10 protein-coding genes are annotated in these 14,128 nt (G+C 62.2%); 6 read left to right on the top strand and 4 right to left on the bottom strand.

Features of this window, described 5'->3' with window-relative positions; translation table 11 throughout:
* Window positions 1–46 precede the first annotated feature (46 nt).
* The gene (locus tag RR51_RS04685; protein WP_024086356.1) at window positions 47–1,555 is read left to right on the top strand and encodes a sigma-54-dependent transcriptional regulator; all 1,509 of its coding nucleotides are present in this window, start codon (window positions 47–49) and stop codon (window positions 1,553–1,555) included.
* Between the two features lie 308 nt (window positions 1,556–1,863).
* Window positions 1,864–3,063 (top strand): sodium/glutamate symporter, encoded by a 1,200-nt coding sequence (gltS, locus tag RR51_RS04680; protein ID WP_039612756.1) that lies wholly within the window; start codon window positions 1,864–1,866, stop codon window positions 3,061–3,063.
* On the opposite strand, the gene RR51_RS04675 is transcribed toward gltS, so the two are convergent.
* The 4 genes from RR51_RS04675 to RR51_RS04660 form a co-directional block, all read right to left on the bottom strand.
* Window positions 3,060–3,692 carry a response regulator gene (locus RR51_RS04675; protein ID WP_024086354.1) on the bottom strand — a complete coding sequence of 211 codons (633 nt, stop codon included), beginning with the start codon at window positions 3,690–3,692 and terminating at the stop codon, window positions 3,060–3,062. The two genes, gltS and RR51_RS04675, sit on opposite strands and share 4 nt — an antisense overlap.
* Window positions 3,693–3,724: 32 nt before the next feature.
* Window positions 3,725–5,071, bottom strand: a complete 1,347-nt coding sequence (locus RR51_RS04670) for a cache domain-containing protein (protein WP_039612817.1) — start codon at window positions 5,069–5,071, stop codon at window positions 3,725–3,727.
* A 108-nt stretch (window positions 5,072–5,179) separates the two neighbouring features.
* Complete coding sequence (locus RR51_RS04665) at window positions 5,180–5,383, bottom strand: YbdD/YjiX family protein (RefSeq protein WP_003257949.1); 204 nt, start codon at window positions 5,381–5,383, stop codon at window positions 5,180–5,182.
* A 13-nt stretch (window positions 5,384–5,396) separates the two neighbouring features.
* Window positions 5,397–7,454: a carbon starvation CstA family protein gene (locus RR51_RS04660; RefSeq protein WP_039612755.1), complete on the bottom strand. Its 2,058-nt coding sequence runs from the start codon at window positions 7,452–7,454 to the stop codon at window positions 5,397–5,399.
* Window positions 7,455–7,927: 473 nt separating this feature from the next.
* On the opposite strand from RR51_RS04660, the gene gcvH reads away from it, so the two are divergent.
* The 4 genes from gcvH (at window position 7,928) to gcvT (ending at window position 13,856) form a co-directional block, all read left to right on the top strand.
* The gene (gene gcvH, locus RR51_RS04655; protein WP_003257943.1) at window positions 7,928–8,311 is read left to right on the top strand and encodes a glycine cleavage system protein GcvH; all 384 of its coding nucleotides are present in this window, start codon (window positions 7,928–7,930) and stop codon (window positions 8,309–8,311) included.
* Window positions 8,312–8,322: 11 nt separating this feature from the next.
* Window positions 8,323–11,178: an aminomethyl-transferring glycine dehydrogenase gene (gene gcvP, locus RR51_RS04650; RefSeq protein ID WP_039612754.1), complete on the top strand. Its 2,856-nt coding sequence runs from the start codon at window positions 8,323–8,325 to the stop codon at window positions 11,176–11,178.
* A 152-nt stretch (window positions 11,179–11,330) separates the two neighbouring features.
* Entirely contained in the window at window positions 11,331–12,707 is a 1,377-nt protein-coding gene (locus RR51_RS04645; protein WP_024086349.1) for an L-serine ammonia-lyase, read from the top strand.
* A 27-nt stretch (window positions 12,708–12,734) separates the two neighbouring features.
* Window positions 12,735–13,856: a glycine cleavage system aminomethyltransferase GcvT gene (gene gcvT / locus RR51_RS04640; protein WP_024086348.1), complete on the top strand. Its 1,122-nt coding sequence runs from the start codon at window positions 12,735–12,737 to the stop codon at window positions 13,854–13,856.
* The last annotated feature ends 272 nt before the right edge of the window (window positions 13,857–14,128 follow it).

The following is a 14,128-nucleotide window of genomic DNA, read 5'->3' as shown; positions in this document are numbered from 1 at the left end:
TTGAGGCATACTACCGCCCTCCCCCAGCCACAACCGCCCCCTCCCCATGCGCATCCATGTCAGCTTCATCGACCGCGTCGGCATCACCCAGGAAGTCCTCGCCCTGCTCGGTGCCCGCAACCTCAACCTGGACGCCGTGGAGATGGTCCCGCCGAACGTCTACATCGACGCCCCTACCCTCAGCCCCGCCGTACTCGAAGAACTGCACGACGCGCTGTTCGAGGTACATGGCGTGCAATCGGTGGACGTGGTCGACATCCTCCCTGGCCAACGCCGGCACCTGCAGCTCGATGCCCTGCTGGCGGCGATGAGCGACCCGGTGCTGGCCGTGGACAGTGCCGGCAAGGTGCTGCTGGCCAACCCGGCGCTGATCGAACTGTGCGGCCGCGAATCGGCCGGGCGCTCGGTGGGTGAGCTGTTCGGCGACCCGGCGCTGCTGCAGGCCCTGCTGGACAACAACTTCCACCTGCCCATGCGCGAGATGCAGCTCAACGGCCAGAGCCTGTTGCTGGACGCCATGCCGATCACCAACGCCGGTGGCCTGCTGACACTGTATCCGCCTACGCGCATGGGCGAACGCCTGTCGGCCCTGCACCACGACCATGCCGAAGGCTTCGATGCCTTGCTCGGCGAGTCACCGGCCATCCGCACCCTCAAGGCCCGCGCCCTGCGCGTGGCGGCGCTCGATGCACCGCTGCTGGTGCATGGCGAAACCGGCACCGGCAAAGAACTGGTAGCCCGCGCCTGCCACGCCATCAGCAGCCGCCACGCGGCACCATTCCTGGCCTTGAACTGTGCCGCGCTGCCCGAGAGCCTGGCCGAGAGCGAACTGTTCGGCTACGCCCCCGGGGCCTTCACCGGTGCGCAACGGGGCGGCAAGCCCGGGTTGATGGAGCTGGCCAACCAGGGCACGGTATTCCTCGATGAAATCGGCGAGATGTCGCCATACCTGCAGGCCAAGCTGCTGCGCTTTCTCAGCGATGGCAGCTTCCGCCGGGTGGGTGGCGACCGCGAAGTGAAGGTAGATGTACGCATCATCAGCGCCACCCACCGCGACCTGGAGCGCATGGTCGCCGAAGGCAGCTTCCGCGAAGACCTGTTCTACCGCCTGAACGTGCTCAATCTGCAAGTGCCACCGCTGCGCGACCGCGGCCAGGACATCCTGATGCTGGCGCATTTCTTCATGCAGCAGGCCTGCACGCAGATCCAGCGCCCACCCTGCAGGCTGACCCCGGCCACCCATTCGGCACTGCTGGCCAACCCTTGGCCGGGCAATGTGCGCCAGCTGCAGAACGTGATATTCCGCGCCGCAGCCATCTGCGAGGGCAACCTGGTGGATATTGGTGACCTGGACATCGCCGGCACCTCGGTGGCCCGTGGTCAGGACAGCGAAGTGGCCAGCCTGGAACAGGCCGTGAGTGATTTCGAGCGCGAACTGCTGCAACGCCTGTACGCCAGCTACCCGTCCACGCGGCAACTGGCCGGGCGCTTGCAAACTTCACATACCGCCATTGCGCAGCGCCTGCGCAAATATGGAATACCGGGCAAAGCCTGATACCTGTCAGATAGCGTCAACGGGGCTGCTACGCAGCCCATCGCAGGCAAGCCAGCTCCCACAGGTATCGCACACGTGCTGAATTCTGCGCGATACCTGTGGAAGCTGGCTTGCCTGCGATGGGCCGCAAAGCTGCCCCTGATAGTTATTGCAATAATCCGGTTGTTATTCAGGCTTTTCCTACGCCAGTGAAAGATACTCTCCCACGTATGCCTCGTAGAATGGTGACAGTGTATTCCCACCTGTCACCCCACTTGCCCGCCCCATAGCGGGAAGTGGTCCGCTACTGGATATAACGAGAGCACCTGATGTTTGAACTCGATTTTTACGGGACGCTTGTAGCCGCCTCTTTGGTACTGTTATTGGGGCGCGGCCTGGTCGCGCGTATTGGTTTCCTGCGCACTTACAATATTCCGGAACCTGTCGCTGGCGGGCTGGTAGTGGCCTTGGCGTTCCTGGTGTTGCGCAGTTTCGATATCCACGTGCAATTCGATACTTCACTGCAAACTCCTCTGATGCTGGCATTCTTCGCCACCATCGGTTTGAGTGCAGACTTCGCCAGCCTGAAAAAAGGTGGCCGCGTGGTTACCGTGTTCCTGCTGGTGGTAACCGGCTTGCTGCTGGTCCAGAACGCCATGGGTATCGGCCTGGCAACGGCACTTGGCCTCGACCCGCTGATGGGCCTGCTGGCCGGCTCTATTACCTTGTCCGGCGGCCACGGTACAGGCGCCGCGTGGGGGGCCACTTTCACCGAAAAGTTCGGTCTGGCGTCGGCCTCCGAACTCGCAATGGCATCAGCTACCTTCGGCCTGGTACTGGGTGGCCTTATTGGTGGCCCGGTCGCCCGGTTGCTGATCAGACGGGTAACGACACCTGGTATCGAAGAACCAGCACCACGACTGCCCAAGGGTTTCGAACAACCAGACAAAGAACGCTTGATCACGCCGTTTTCATTTATCGAAACATTGGCGCTGATCGCTGTCAGTTTACTCGCAGGCTCGTTACTTAACGGTATGCTGAAAGGCACTGCGTTTGAACTGCCAACGTTCGTTTGCGTACTGTTCGTGGGCGTGGTGTTGCGAAACGGCCTTTCGGCGCTCGGCTTTTATCAAGTATTCGAACGGGAAGTCTCGGTATTGGGCAATGTGAGCTTGTCGTTATTCCTGGCCATTGCCTTGATGTCGCTCAAGTTGTGGGACCTTTCAGCGCTGGCATTACCATTCTTTGCATTGCTCGCCGCACAGACATTGGTCATGGCACTGTTCGCGATATTCGTCACGTTCCGGGTCATGGGCCGCAACTATGATGCAGCGGTACTGGCTGCCGGGCACTGTGGTTTCGGCCTGGGTGCAACGCCAACGGCAATCGCCAACATGCAAGCGGTGACCCAGCGCTACGGAGCCTCGCGCATCGCCTTCCTGGTGGTGCCGATGGTGGGGGCATTCTTCATCGACATCATCAATGTCATCGTCATCAAGCTGTATCTGGCGTTGCCCTGGATTGCCTAGATCGAGGTCAGGCCATGCTCCAGGGCGTATTTCACGAGTGCCGCAGGGGTATCGATATTGAGCTTGCGCCTGATGCTCAGCCGATAGGTTTCCACTGTACGGACACTGATATCCAGCTCTTGGGCCATTTTCTTGTTGTTGTGCCCCTTGGCGATCATTGACAGCACTTGCAACTCACGGGGCGTCAGCTCGTGCTCGTCCCGGTTGCTCACGGCGAGCTTGCGAGTGATTTCCGAGCTGTAGAAGCTTCCTCCCGCAGCGATGGCCTCGATGGCCGCGATGAGCTCTGCGGAAGGCGCATTCTTCAGCACATAACCTAGCGCTCCGGAACTGATGGAGGTGCGGACGTACTCCTGGTTGTCGTACATGCTCAGCATGAGGATCCTGATATCCGGGTAGCGTTCGCGCAGCTTGCGCGTGAGCTCCAACCCGTTCATGTCCTGAAGCCCTACGTCGACCAGGAGAATGTCCAGTTCAGTAGTCGCTACCAACTCGATTGCCTGGGCTCCTGACTCGGCCTGGCCGACAACCTCGAAGTGCGGGATCGCGCACAGCAGCGCCTTTACGCCGTCACGCACAAGGACGTGGTCGTCGACCAGGGCGATTCTGACCGGATGGGTTACGCTCATGGAGTCCTCGAGGGTTGGCGTGGCAAGGCTGCTCAGCTGATCGTAACCGGTATCTGCACCTGTAGCTCGGTACGGCCGTAAGAGGATGCGATGTTGACGCTACCCGAGTGGTGGTCCACTCGTTCGCGAATGTTCCTCAGGCCGATACCGTGGCACTCGTCTGCTGCGCGGGTGTCGAACCCTACCCCGTTGTCCTCCACACGCAATACGATCATGCCCTGCTGTTGCGTGACGGAAACGATCGCGGCAGTGGCTTTGGCATGACGCTCCACGTTCGCGAGGGCCTCTTGAATGATGCGGAACAGCGTCAACCTGAGGCTGGTATCGATGTCCGCCGCATCCATTCCACATTCGTACTGGGTGTGAATCGAGGTACGTTGCTCGAACTCACGGACATGTTGCTCGATGGCAGGCGACAACCCCAACGTGTCCAGAAGCGAGGGGCGCAGATCATGGGAAATGCGGCGTATCTCACCGATCGCCGCGCCAAGTCTGCAAGTACCTTTGCGCAGGTTTTCCAGGCCCTCGCTCCGGCCGTTGGCCAGTTCGATGGCGGCCAGCTCATACTGGAACTTGATCGACACCAGCTCCTGACTGATCCCGTCATGCAGTTCACGCGAAACCCGCGAGCGCTCCTCCTCCTGCAGGTTCACGATCCGCTGGTTGAGCGTGGAAAGCTTACGGTCCGCCAGGCGATGCTCACTGACGTTCAGCATCAGGCCACCGGTAAAAATCACCAGTACGGCAATCAACGAGAACGAGGCGATCGCCAGAACCGTGGTCAGTACCCCGGTAGCGACCTCTTGCCGGGACTTGCGGGTCGCCACCTCCACATCGTCGATGTATATGCCTGTGCCAAGCATCCAGCCCCAACGGTCCAGCATCACGACATATGACAGTTTCCCGGTAATCTGCCCGGAAGAAGGCTTCTGCCAGTCGTACAACTGGAATCCATCGCCCTCCCTGGCGCTCTTGAGTAGCGCCTGGATGACCGGTAGCCCGTTCTTGTCGGTCAGCGTAATGAGTTGCTTGCCAACCAGCTCGGACTGCCTCGGGTGCATCAGGTTCTTGCCCTGCTGGTCATACACGAAGAAGTAGCCGTCGAGGCCGAAGTTGGCTTGGGACAGGATCTCCAGTGCACGCTGCCGAGTTGCTTCATCATCGGTGCTGCCTTCATACAACGGCGCGATGAGGCTCATCGCCAGGCTTAGGTAGTTTTTCAACTCGGCCTTCTTTGCTGCCATGATGCTGCTTTCAACCAGGCGTGCCTGTTCCTCCTCCAGCTTGCGACTCTGGGCAAACACGAGGACACAGATGAACAGGACCGAAAGGACGAGTGGAAGCACACTGAGAGTGACGATCTTGTGCTTGAGTTGCATGGTCATTTCCAATGCAGGAGCGGGCCGGCAACAGCACTATGCCTGCTGCCGGCCTTCCAATGCGAGAGCACCATGATGAACGTTGCGCCTGCCTGGGCTAGTCAGCGCTCAGCAGCAACGAACTGGGCGTCCCTTCCCGCCACCGTAACGTGCCTCCTGGCGCTCCCGGAAAAACGCCTCGTAGGACATCAGCGGTTTTTCCGGGTGCTTGAGCTGCATGTGCTCCACATAGGCGTCGTAGTCTGGCATGCCGACCAGCATCCGGGCGGCTTGCCCCAGGTACTTACCCATCTTGCTCAGGTCATTGAACATTCCGGGCGCTCCCTCAGACGTCCGGCTGTGGCTGGAACGGTGATTCCTTGTCGGTGCGCTCGGGCATGACCCAGGCACGGCGCCCGACCTTCACGGCAAAGCAAAGAATGCTAAGGACCACCAACAGGAACAATGCTGTCAGCGTCGCGTTGGTATAGGCATTGAACACAACGTGCTGCATTTGCATCAGATCCTTCGCAGGCGCCAGCACCTGGCCTGCAGCGGCAGCATCACTGTACTTCTTGGCAAGCGCCAGGAAGCCCATCGAGGGGTCCTTGTCCAGCAGCTTGATAAGACCGGCCGTAGTGGTGCAGATCAGCAGCCAGACGGCTGGAATCAAGGTAACCCAGACGTATCGCTGACGCTTCATGCGGATAAGCACCACACAGCCGAGCATGAGCGCGATCCCGGCCAGCATCTGGTTGGAGATGCCGAACAGCGGCCACAGGGTGTTGATGCCACCCAGCGGGTCGATCACCCCTTGGTACAGCAGCCAGCCCCACATGGCCACGCAACCTGCGGTAGCGATCAGGTTCGCCGTCCAGGAGTCGGTCTTCTTCAGTGCCGGCACGAAATTGCCGAGCAGATCCTGCAGCATGAAGCGCCCTGCACGGGTGCCGGCATCGACGGCGGTGAGGATGAACAGTGCCTCGAAGAGAATTGCAAAGTGGTACCAGAACGCCATGGTGTTCTCGCCTGGCAGCGCCTGGTGGAGGATCTGGGCAATCCCCACGGCCAAGGTCGGCGCTCCGCCGGCGCGAGCCAGGATGGTGTGCTCGCCAATGTCGGCGGCAGTCTGTTGCAGGATTTCCGGTGTTATGGTGAAACCCCAGCTGCTCACGGTAGCCGCCACGGTCGCGACATCGCCACCCACCACAGCGGCCGGGCTGTTCATGGCGAAGTAGATCCCAGGTTCGATGACCGATGCCGCGACAATGGCCATGATCGCGACGAAGGACTCCATCAGCATCGCGCCGTAGCCGATGTAACGGGCATGACTTTCATTGGCCAACAGCTTGGGTGTGGTACCCGAACTGATCAACGCGTGGAAGCCAGACACCGCGCCGCATGCCACGGTGATGAACAGGAAGGGGAACAGGGCGCCCTTCCAGACCGGGCCCGTACCATCGATGAAGTGGGTAACGGCTGGCATTTTCAGGTCGGGGGCGATGACCAGGATGCCGATTGCCAGGGCGACGATAGTCCCGATCTTGAGGAAGGTCGAAAGGTAGTCCCGTGGCGCCAGGATCAGCCAGACGGGCAGTACCGCGGCAACGAAGCCATAGCCGATGAGCATCCAGGTAATCTGCAACCCGGTGAAGGTGAACGCAGGCCCCCAGACTGGGTCGGCGGCGACCAGTCCGCCGCACCAGATAGACGCCAGCAGCAGGACCACGCCGATCACAGAGATCTCACCGATACGCCCTGGGCGCAGGTAGCGCATGTAGACGCCCATGAACACTGCAATCGGCAACGTGGCCATTACCGTGAACATGCCCCAGGGGCTCTCCGCCAGCGCCTTGACCACGATCAGAGACAACACCGCGAGGATGATGATCATGATCAGGAAGGCACCGAACAAGGCAATGGTACCGGGAATGGAACCCATTTCTTCGCGTACCAGTTCGCCCAGGGAGCGACCATTGCGACGGGTGGAGATGAACAGCACCATGAAGTCCTGGACAGCGCCCGCCAGGACCACACCGGCGATCAGCCAGAGTGTTCCGGGCAGGTAGCCCATTTGCGCGGCAAGCACCGGGCCAACCAGAGGGCCCGCGCCGGCAATGGCAGCAAAGTGGTGCCCGAAGAGAATGTGCTTGTTGGTCGGTACGTAGTCCAGGCCGTCGTTGTTGAGTACGGCGGGCGTGGCGCGTGTGGCGTCCAGTTGCATCACCTTGTTGGCGATGAACAGGCTGTAGTAACGGTAGGCAATGAGGTAGATGGCGACTGCTGCCGTCACGATCCAGAGGGCGTTGATGGCTTCGCCTCTGCGTAGTGCAAGGGTGCCCAGCGCGAACGCACCAAGCAAGGCAACGGCAAACCAGGCAATTCGGGTAGCCAGTGTGGTCATCGAATTTTCTCCTGTCGCGGGTGGTAAACCTGCGACGGCTTTTGTTGTTGTATGTGTCCGGATAAGGACGGCGACACTTTCGCCATGCCGGGTCCATAAGAAAATTCGCAGTACTACGGGCGCGATCTACGTAGAACTACGTAGAACGGGCATCGCAAGAAGGGCCGCCTGAAGAACTGACGGCTGAAACTCGCGCCCTGCAGGCAGGATTGTATTGATTTCAGTACATCGTATTGAAATCAATACACCCCCATACAGATACGGCAGTGCAAGGGTTTGATCCCCAAACCCTTTTCCATCCCCCTCCCGCTGTAGCGTTTTCATTCCACAAGAATGACAAACTGAATACGAGAAATAATTAACATATTGATTTATAACGATTTTTAACGATTGGCCGCATTTTTGCTAAGGGAATCCCAACCCCAAGAGCGCGGAGCCACCGCGCCTAACGCCCTGCTTCCCGAGGATTCCCCATGAGCGAGTTGCGTTTCACTGAAGATCACGAATGGCTGCGCGTCGAAGCCGATGGCAGCGTTACCGTGGGCATCACCGCCTACGCCCAGAATGCCCTGGGCGATGTGGTTTTCGTGCAACTGCCAGAGTTGCAGCAGTATGAGAAAGGCAGCGAAGCGTCCACCGTCGAGTCGGTCAAGGCCGCCAGCGGTGTGTACATGCCCCTGACCGGCGAAGTGGTCCAGATCAACGACCAGCTCGAAGACAGCCCGGAACTGGTCAACGAAGACCCGATGGGCGAAGGCTGGTTCTTCCGCTTCATTCCCGCCGACGCCAGCGCCGTGGCCGCCCTGCTCGACCAGGACGCCTACGACCGCCTGATCAAAGCCAACGACGACGCCTGAGGAGCCCCGCCATGACCATCAACCTCGGCACCGCCAACGAATTCATCGCCCGCCACATCGGCCCGCGCGCCGCTGACGAGCAGGCCATGCTGGCCGCCCTCGGCTTCGACTCGCTGGAAGCCATGACCGCCGCGGTCATTCCCGACAGCATCAAAGGCACCAGCGTGCTCGGCTCACACAACGGCCAGAGCGAAGCCGACGCGCTTGCCGCGCTCAAGGCCATCGCCGGCAAGAACCAGCTGTTCAAGAGCTACATCGGCCAGGGCTACTACAACACCCACACTCCGGCACCGATCCTGCGCAACCTGCTGGAAAACCCGGCCTGGTACACCGCCTATACCCCGTACCAGCCAGAAATTTCCCAGGGCCGCCTGGAAGCGCTGCTGAACTTCCAGACCCTGATCAGCGACCTGACCGGCCTGCCGATCGCCAACGCCTCCCTGCTCGACGAAGCCACCGCTGCGGCCGAGGCCATGACCTTCTGCAAGCGCCTGTCGAAGAACAAGGCCAGCCACGCCTTCTTCGCCTCCGTGCACTGCCACCCGCAAACCCTCGACGTGCTGCGCACCCGTGCCGAGCCGCTGGGTATCGAGATCGTGGTCGGCGACGAGCGCGAGCTGGGCGATGTCAGCGCTTTCTTCGGCGCCCTGCTGCAGTACCCGGCCAGCAACGGTGAAGTGTTCGACTACCGCGAAGTGGTCGAGCGCTTCCACGCAGCCAATGCCCTGGTCGCCGTGGCCGCCGACCTGCTGGCCCTGACCCTGCTGACCCCGCCGGGCGAGTTCGGTGCCGACGTGGCCATCGGCAGCGCCCAGCGCTTCGGTGTGCCGCTGGGCTTTGGTGGCCCGCACGCGGCCTACTTCTCTACCCGTGACGCATTCAAGCGCGACATGCCAGGCCGCCTGGTCGGCGTGTCGATCGACCGCTTCGGCAAGACCGCCCTGCGCCTGGCCATGCAGACCCGCGAACAGCACATCCGCCGCGAAAAGGCCACCAGCAACATCTGCACCGCCCAGGTGCTGCTGGCCAACATCGCCAGCATGTTCGCCGTGTACCACGGCCCGGCCGGCCTCAAGCGCATCGCCGAACGTACCCATGCCCTGACCGCGATCCTGGCCGCCGGCCTGAAGACGCTGGGCGTGCAGGTAGTGGGCGCCAGCGCCTTCGACACCCTGACCCTGGCCACCGGCAGCGCCACTGCCAGCCTTCATGACAAGGCCCGCGCCCAGGGCATCAACCTGCGCCAGATCGACGCCGCCCACGTGGGCCTGTCGCTGGACGAAACCACTAGCCAGGCCGATGTCGAGACCCTGTGGCAACTGATCGGTGGCGACCAGGCCCAGCCGGACTTCAACGCGCTGGCCGCCAGCACCGGCTCGCTGCTGCCTGCCGCCCTGCTGCGCCAGTCGGCCATCCTCTCGCACCCGGTATTCAACCGCTACCACAGCGAAACCGAGCTGATGCGCTACCTGCGCCGCCTTGCCGACAAGGACCTGGCGCTGGATCGCAGCATGATCCCGCTGGGCTCGTGCACCATGAAGCTGAACGCCGCCAGCGAAATGATCCCGGTCACCTGGGCCGAGTTCGGCAACCTGCACCCGTTCGCCCCGGCCGAGCAGAGCCAGGGCTACCTGCAGATGACCACCGAGCTGGAAGCCATGCTCTGCGCCGCCACCGGCTACGACGCCGTGTCGCTGCAGCCCAATGCCGGTTCCCAGGGCGAGTATGCAGGCCTGCTGGCCATCCGCGCCTACCACCGCAGCCGTGGCGAAGGCCACCGCGACATCTGCCTGATCCCGTCGTCGGCCCACGGCACCAACCCGGCAACCGCGCACATGGCCGGCATGCGCGTGGTGGTCACCGCCTGTGATGCCCGCGGCAACGTCGATGTCGAGGACCTGCGCGCCAAGGCCATCGAACACCGCGAGCGCCTGGCCGCGATCATGATCACCTACCCGTCGACCCACGGCGTGTTCGAGGAAGCGATCGGCGAAATCTGCGCGATCATCCACGACAACGGTGGCCAGGTGTACATCGACGGCGCCAACATGAACGCCATGGTCGGCCTGTGCGCCCCGGGCAAGTTCGGCGGCGACGTATCCCACCTGAACCTGCACAAGACCTTCTGCATCCCGCACGGCGGTGGCGGCCCGGGCGTCGGCCCGATCGGTGTCAAGTCGCACCTGGCGCCGTTCCTGCCCGGCCACGCGCAGCTGGAAAACACCGAGGGCGCGGTTTGTGCCGCGCCGTTCGGCAGCGCCAGCATCCTGCCGATCACCTGGATGTACATCCGCATGATGGGCGGTGCCGGCCTCAAGCGTGCCTCGCAGATGGCAATCCTCAACGCCAACTACATCGCCCGTCGCCTGGAAGAGCACTATCCTGTTCTGTATACCGGCGGCAACGGCCTGGTGGCCCACGAGTGCATCCTCGACCTGCGCCCGCTGAAAGACACCAGCGGCATCAGCGTCGACGACGTGGCCAAGCGCCTGATCGACTTCGGCTTCCACGCCCCGACCATGTCCTTCCCGGTGGCGGGCACGCTGATGATCGAACCGACCGAAAGCGAGTCCAAGGAAGAACTGGACCGCTTCTGCGACGCGATGATCCAGATCCGAGAAGAAATTCGCGCGGTCGAGAACGGTAGCCTGGACAAGGACGACAACCCGCTGAAGAACGCCCCGCACACTGCGGCCGAGCTGGTTGGCGAATGGGCCCATGGCTACAGCCGCGAACAGGCGGTGTACCCGCTGCCAAGCCTGGTGGAAGGCAAGTACTGGCCGCCGGTCGGCCGGGTCGACAACGTGTTCGGCGACCGCAACCTGGTGTGCGCCTGCCCGTCGATCGAGAGCTATCAGGACGCCTGATAGCCCTCGGGCCCGCCACCTGACTCAAGGTGTGGTCCGCTGTGGGAGCGGGCGTGCCCGCGAATGCGATGTTGGCTTCAACCACGCATTCGCGGGCACGCCCGCTCCCACAGAGTTCACCGTTTGCCCAATATCCTGGCTGGAGGTCCACCATGTCTTTGAGCGTCTTCGACCTGTTCAAGATCGGCATCGGCCCCTCCAGCTCGCACACGGTCGGCCCGATGCGCGCCGCCGCGCGCTTCGCCGAAGGGCTGCGCCGTGATGGCCTGCTTGCCGGCACGGTCAGCGTCAAGGCCGAGCTGTACGGCTCGCTCGGCGCCACCGGCAAGGGCCACGGCAGCGACAAGGCCGTGCTGCTGGGCCTTGAAGGCGAACACCCCGACGTCATCGACACCGACACCATCCCTGCCCGCCTGCAGGCCATCCGCGACAGCGGTCGGCTGAACCTGCTCGGCGAGCACAGCATCGCGTTCATCGAAAAGCAGCACCTGGCGATGATCCGCAAGCCGCTGGACTACCACCCCAACGGCATGATCTTCCGCGCCTTCGACGAGGCCGGCCTGCAAATCCGCAGCCGCGAGTACTACTCGGTGGGCGGCGGTTTCGTGGTCGACCAGGACGCTGCCGGCCACGACCGCATCGTCGAGGACAGCACACCGCTGACCTACCCGTTCAAGACCGCCAAGGAGCTGCTCGGTCATTGCACCGGGCAAAACCTGTCGATCAGCCAGGTAATGCTGGCCAACGAGGCGGCTTGGCGCCCCGAGGCGGAAACCCGTGCCGGGCTGTTGCGCATCTGGCAGGTGATGCAGGACTGTGTCGAAGCCGGTTGCCAGCATGAAGGCATCCTGCCGGGTGGGCTGAAGGTAAAGCGCCGAGCGCCGGCGTTGTACCGCCAACTGAGCCGCAATCCCGAGGCCAGCCTGCGCGATGCCCTGTCGGTGCTCGACTGGGTCAACCTCTATGCACTGGCAGTGAACGAGGAAAACGCCTACGGCGGGCGCGTGGTCACCGCGCCGACCAACGGCGCGGCGGGCATTGTCCCGGCGGTGCTGCATTACTACATGCGCTTCGTACCGGGAGCCAACGAGGACGGGGTGGTGCGGTTTCTGCTCACCGCCGCGGCCATCGGCATCCTGTACAAGGAAAACGCCTCCATCTCCGGTGCCGAAGTAGGCTGCCAGGGCGAGGTCGGCGTGGCCTGCTCGATGGCCGCCGGGGCGCTGTGCGAGGTGATGGGTGGCAGCGTGCAACAGGTGGAAAACGCTGCCGAAATCGGCATGGAACACAACCTGGGCCTGACCTGCGACCCGATTGGCGGGCTGGTCCAGGTGCCTTGCATCGAGCGCAACGCCATGGGCTCGGTGAAGGCGATCAACGCGGTGCGCATGGCCTTGCGCGGCGACGGGCAGCACTACGTGTCGCTCGACAAGGTCATCCGCACCATGCGCCAGACCGGCGCCGACATGAAAAGCAAATACAAAGAGACCGCCCGTGGCGGCCTGGCCGTCAACATCATCGAATGTTGACCCGACAACAACAGCAAGGAGTCACCGATGTCCGAAACACTGCTCAAGACCCCACTGCACGCCCTGCACCTGGAACTGGGTGCGCGCATGGTGCCGTTCGCCGGCTATGACATGCCGGTGCAGTACCCGTTGGGCGTGCTCAAGGAACACCTGCACACACGCGAGCAGGCCGGCCTGTTCGATGTCTCGCACATGGGCCAGATCACCCTGCGCGGCAGCGATGCCGCCAAGGCCCTGGAAAGCCTGGTGCCGGTGGATATCATCGACCTGCCGGTGGGCATGCAGCGCTATGCCATGTTCACCAATGAGCAAGGCGGCATCCTCGATGACTTGATGGTTGCCAACCTGGGCGACGACACGCTGTTCCTTGTGGTCAACGCCGCCTGCAAGGATCAGGACCTGGCCCACCTGCAAGCGCACATCGGCAGCCGTTGCGAGGTACAGCCACTGTTCGAGCAGCGCGCCCTGCTGGCCTTGCAAGGCCCGGCGGCAGTCAAGGTGCTGGAACGCCTGGCCCCGGAAGTGGCCGGCATGACCTTCATGCAGTTCCGCCCGGTGAAACTGCTGGGTGAAGACTGCTTCGTCAGCCGCTCAGGCTACACCGGCGAAGACGGCTACGAAATTTCGGTACCGGCGCATGCCGCCGAAGCCCTGGCCCGCCGCCTGCTGGCAGAGCCCGAAGTACAACCGATCGGTCTGGGTGCGCGTGACTCGCTGCGCCTGGAAGCCGGCCTGTGCCTGTATGGCCACGACATGAATACCGAAACCACGCCGGTGGAAGCCAGCCTGCTGTGGGCTATTTCCAAGGTTCGCCGTGCCGATGGCGCGCGTGCCGCCGGCTTCCCGGGTGCCGAAGCCATCTTCGCCCATCAGCGAGATGGTGTGGCGCGCAAACGTGTGGGCCTGTTGCCGCAGGAGCGTACCCCAGTACGTGAAGGCGCGGATATTGTCGATGCAAACGATAAACCTGTAGGCAAAGTGTGCAGCGGCGGCTTTGGCCCGACACTCGGTGCTCCTGTAGCAATGGGTTATATCGATAGTGAACATACCGCTATCGACACCCCACTGTTTGCCGTGGTGCGTGGCAAGAAGGTTGCCTTGAAGGTCAGCAAAATGCCTTTTGTGGCACAACGTTACTACCGGGGCTGAAGCCGTTTTGTGAAGGTTACGGGCAGGTTCGACATATTCGTTTTCGAACCTGTCCAATAACTTTTGAACATGGCGCCAGGCCAGGCGCCATGCCGTTTCCGACAAATCGGTCGGTTATCGGCAAACGGCCGATTTTCCATACGACCAAGGGCTTGTTTTTCGCTCGGGAGTTGGCGTAGAGTCACTGCACTGTGTTTGCATGGGTCGCAACAGTTCGTGACCTGGGCCAGTAGCCGCAATCTGCTACAACCCGTTCGACGTCTCTTACTTTC

Origin of the sequence: Pseudomonas sp. C5pp, assembly GCF_000814065.1 — a bacterium.
GTDB lineage: Bacteria > Pseudomonadota > Gammaproteobacteria > Pseudomonadales > Pseudomonadaceae > Aquipseudomonas > Aquipseudomonas asiatica.
This window is presented reverse-complemented; position numbering and strand designations above follow the sequence as displayed.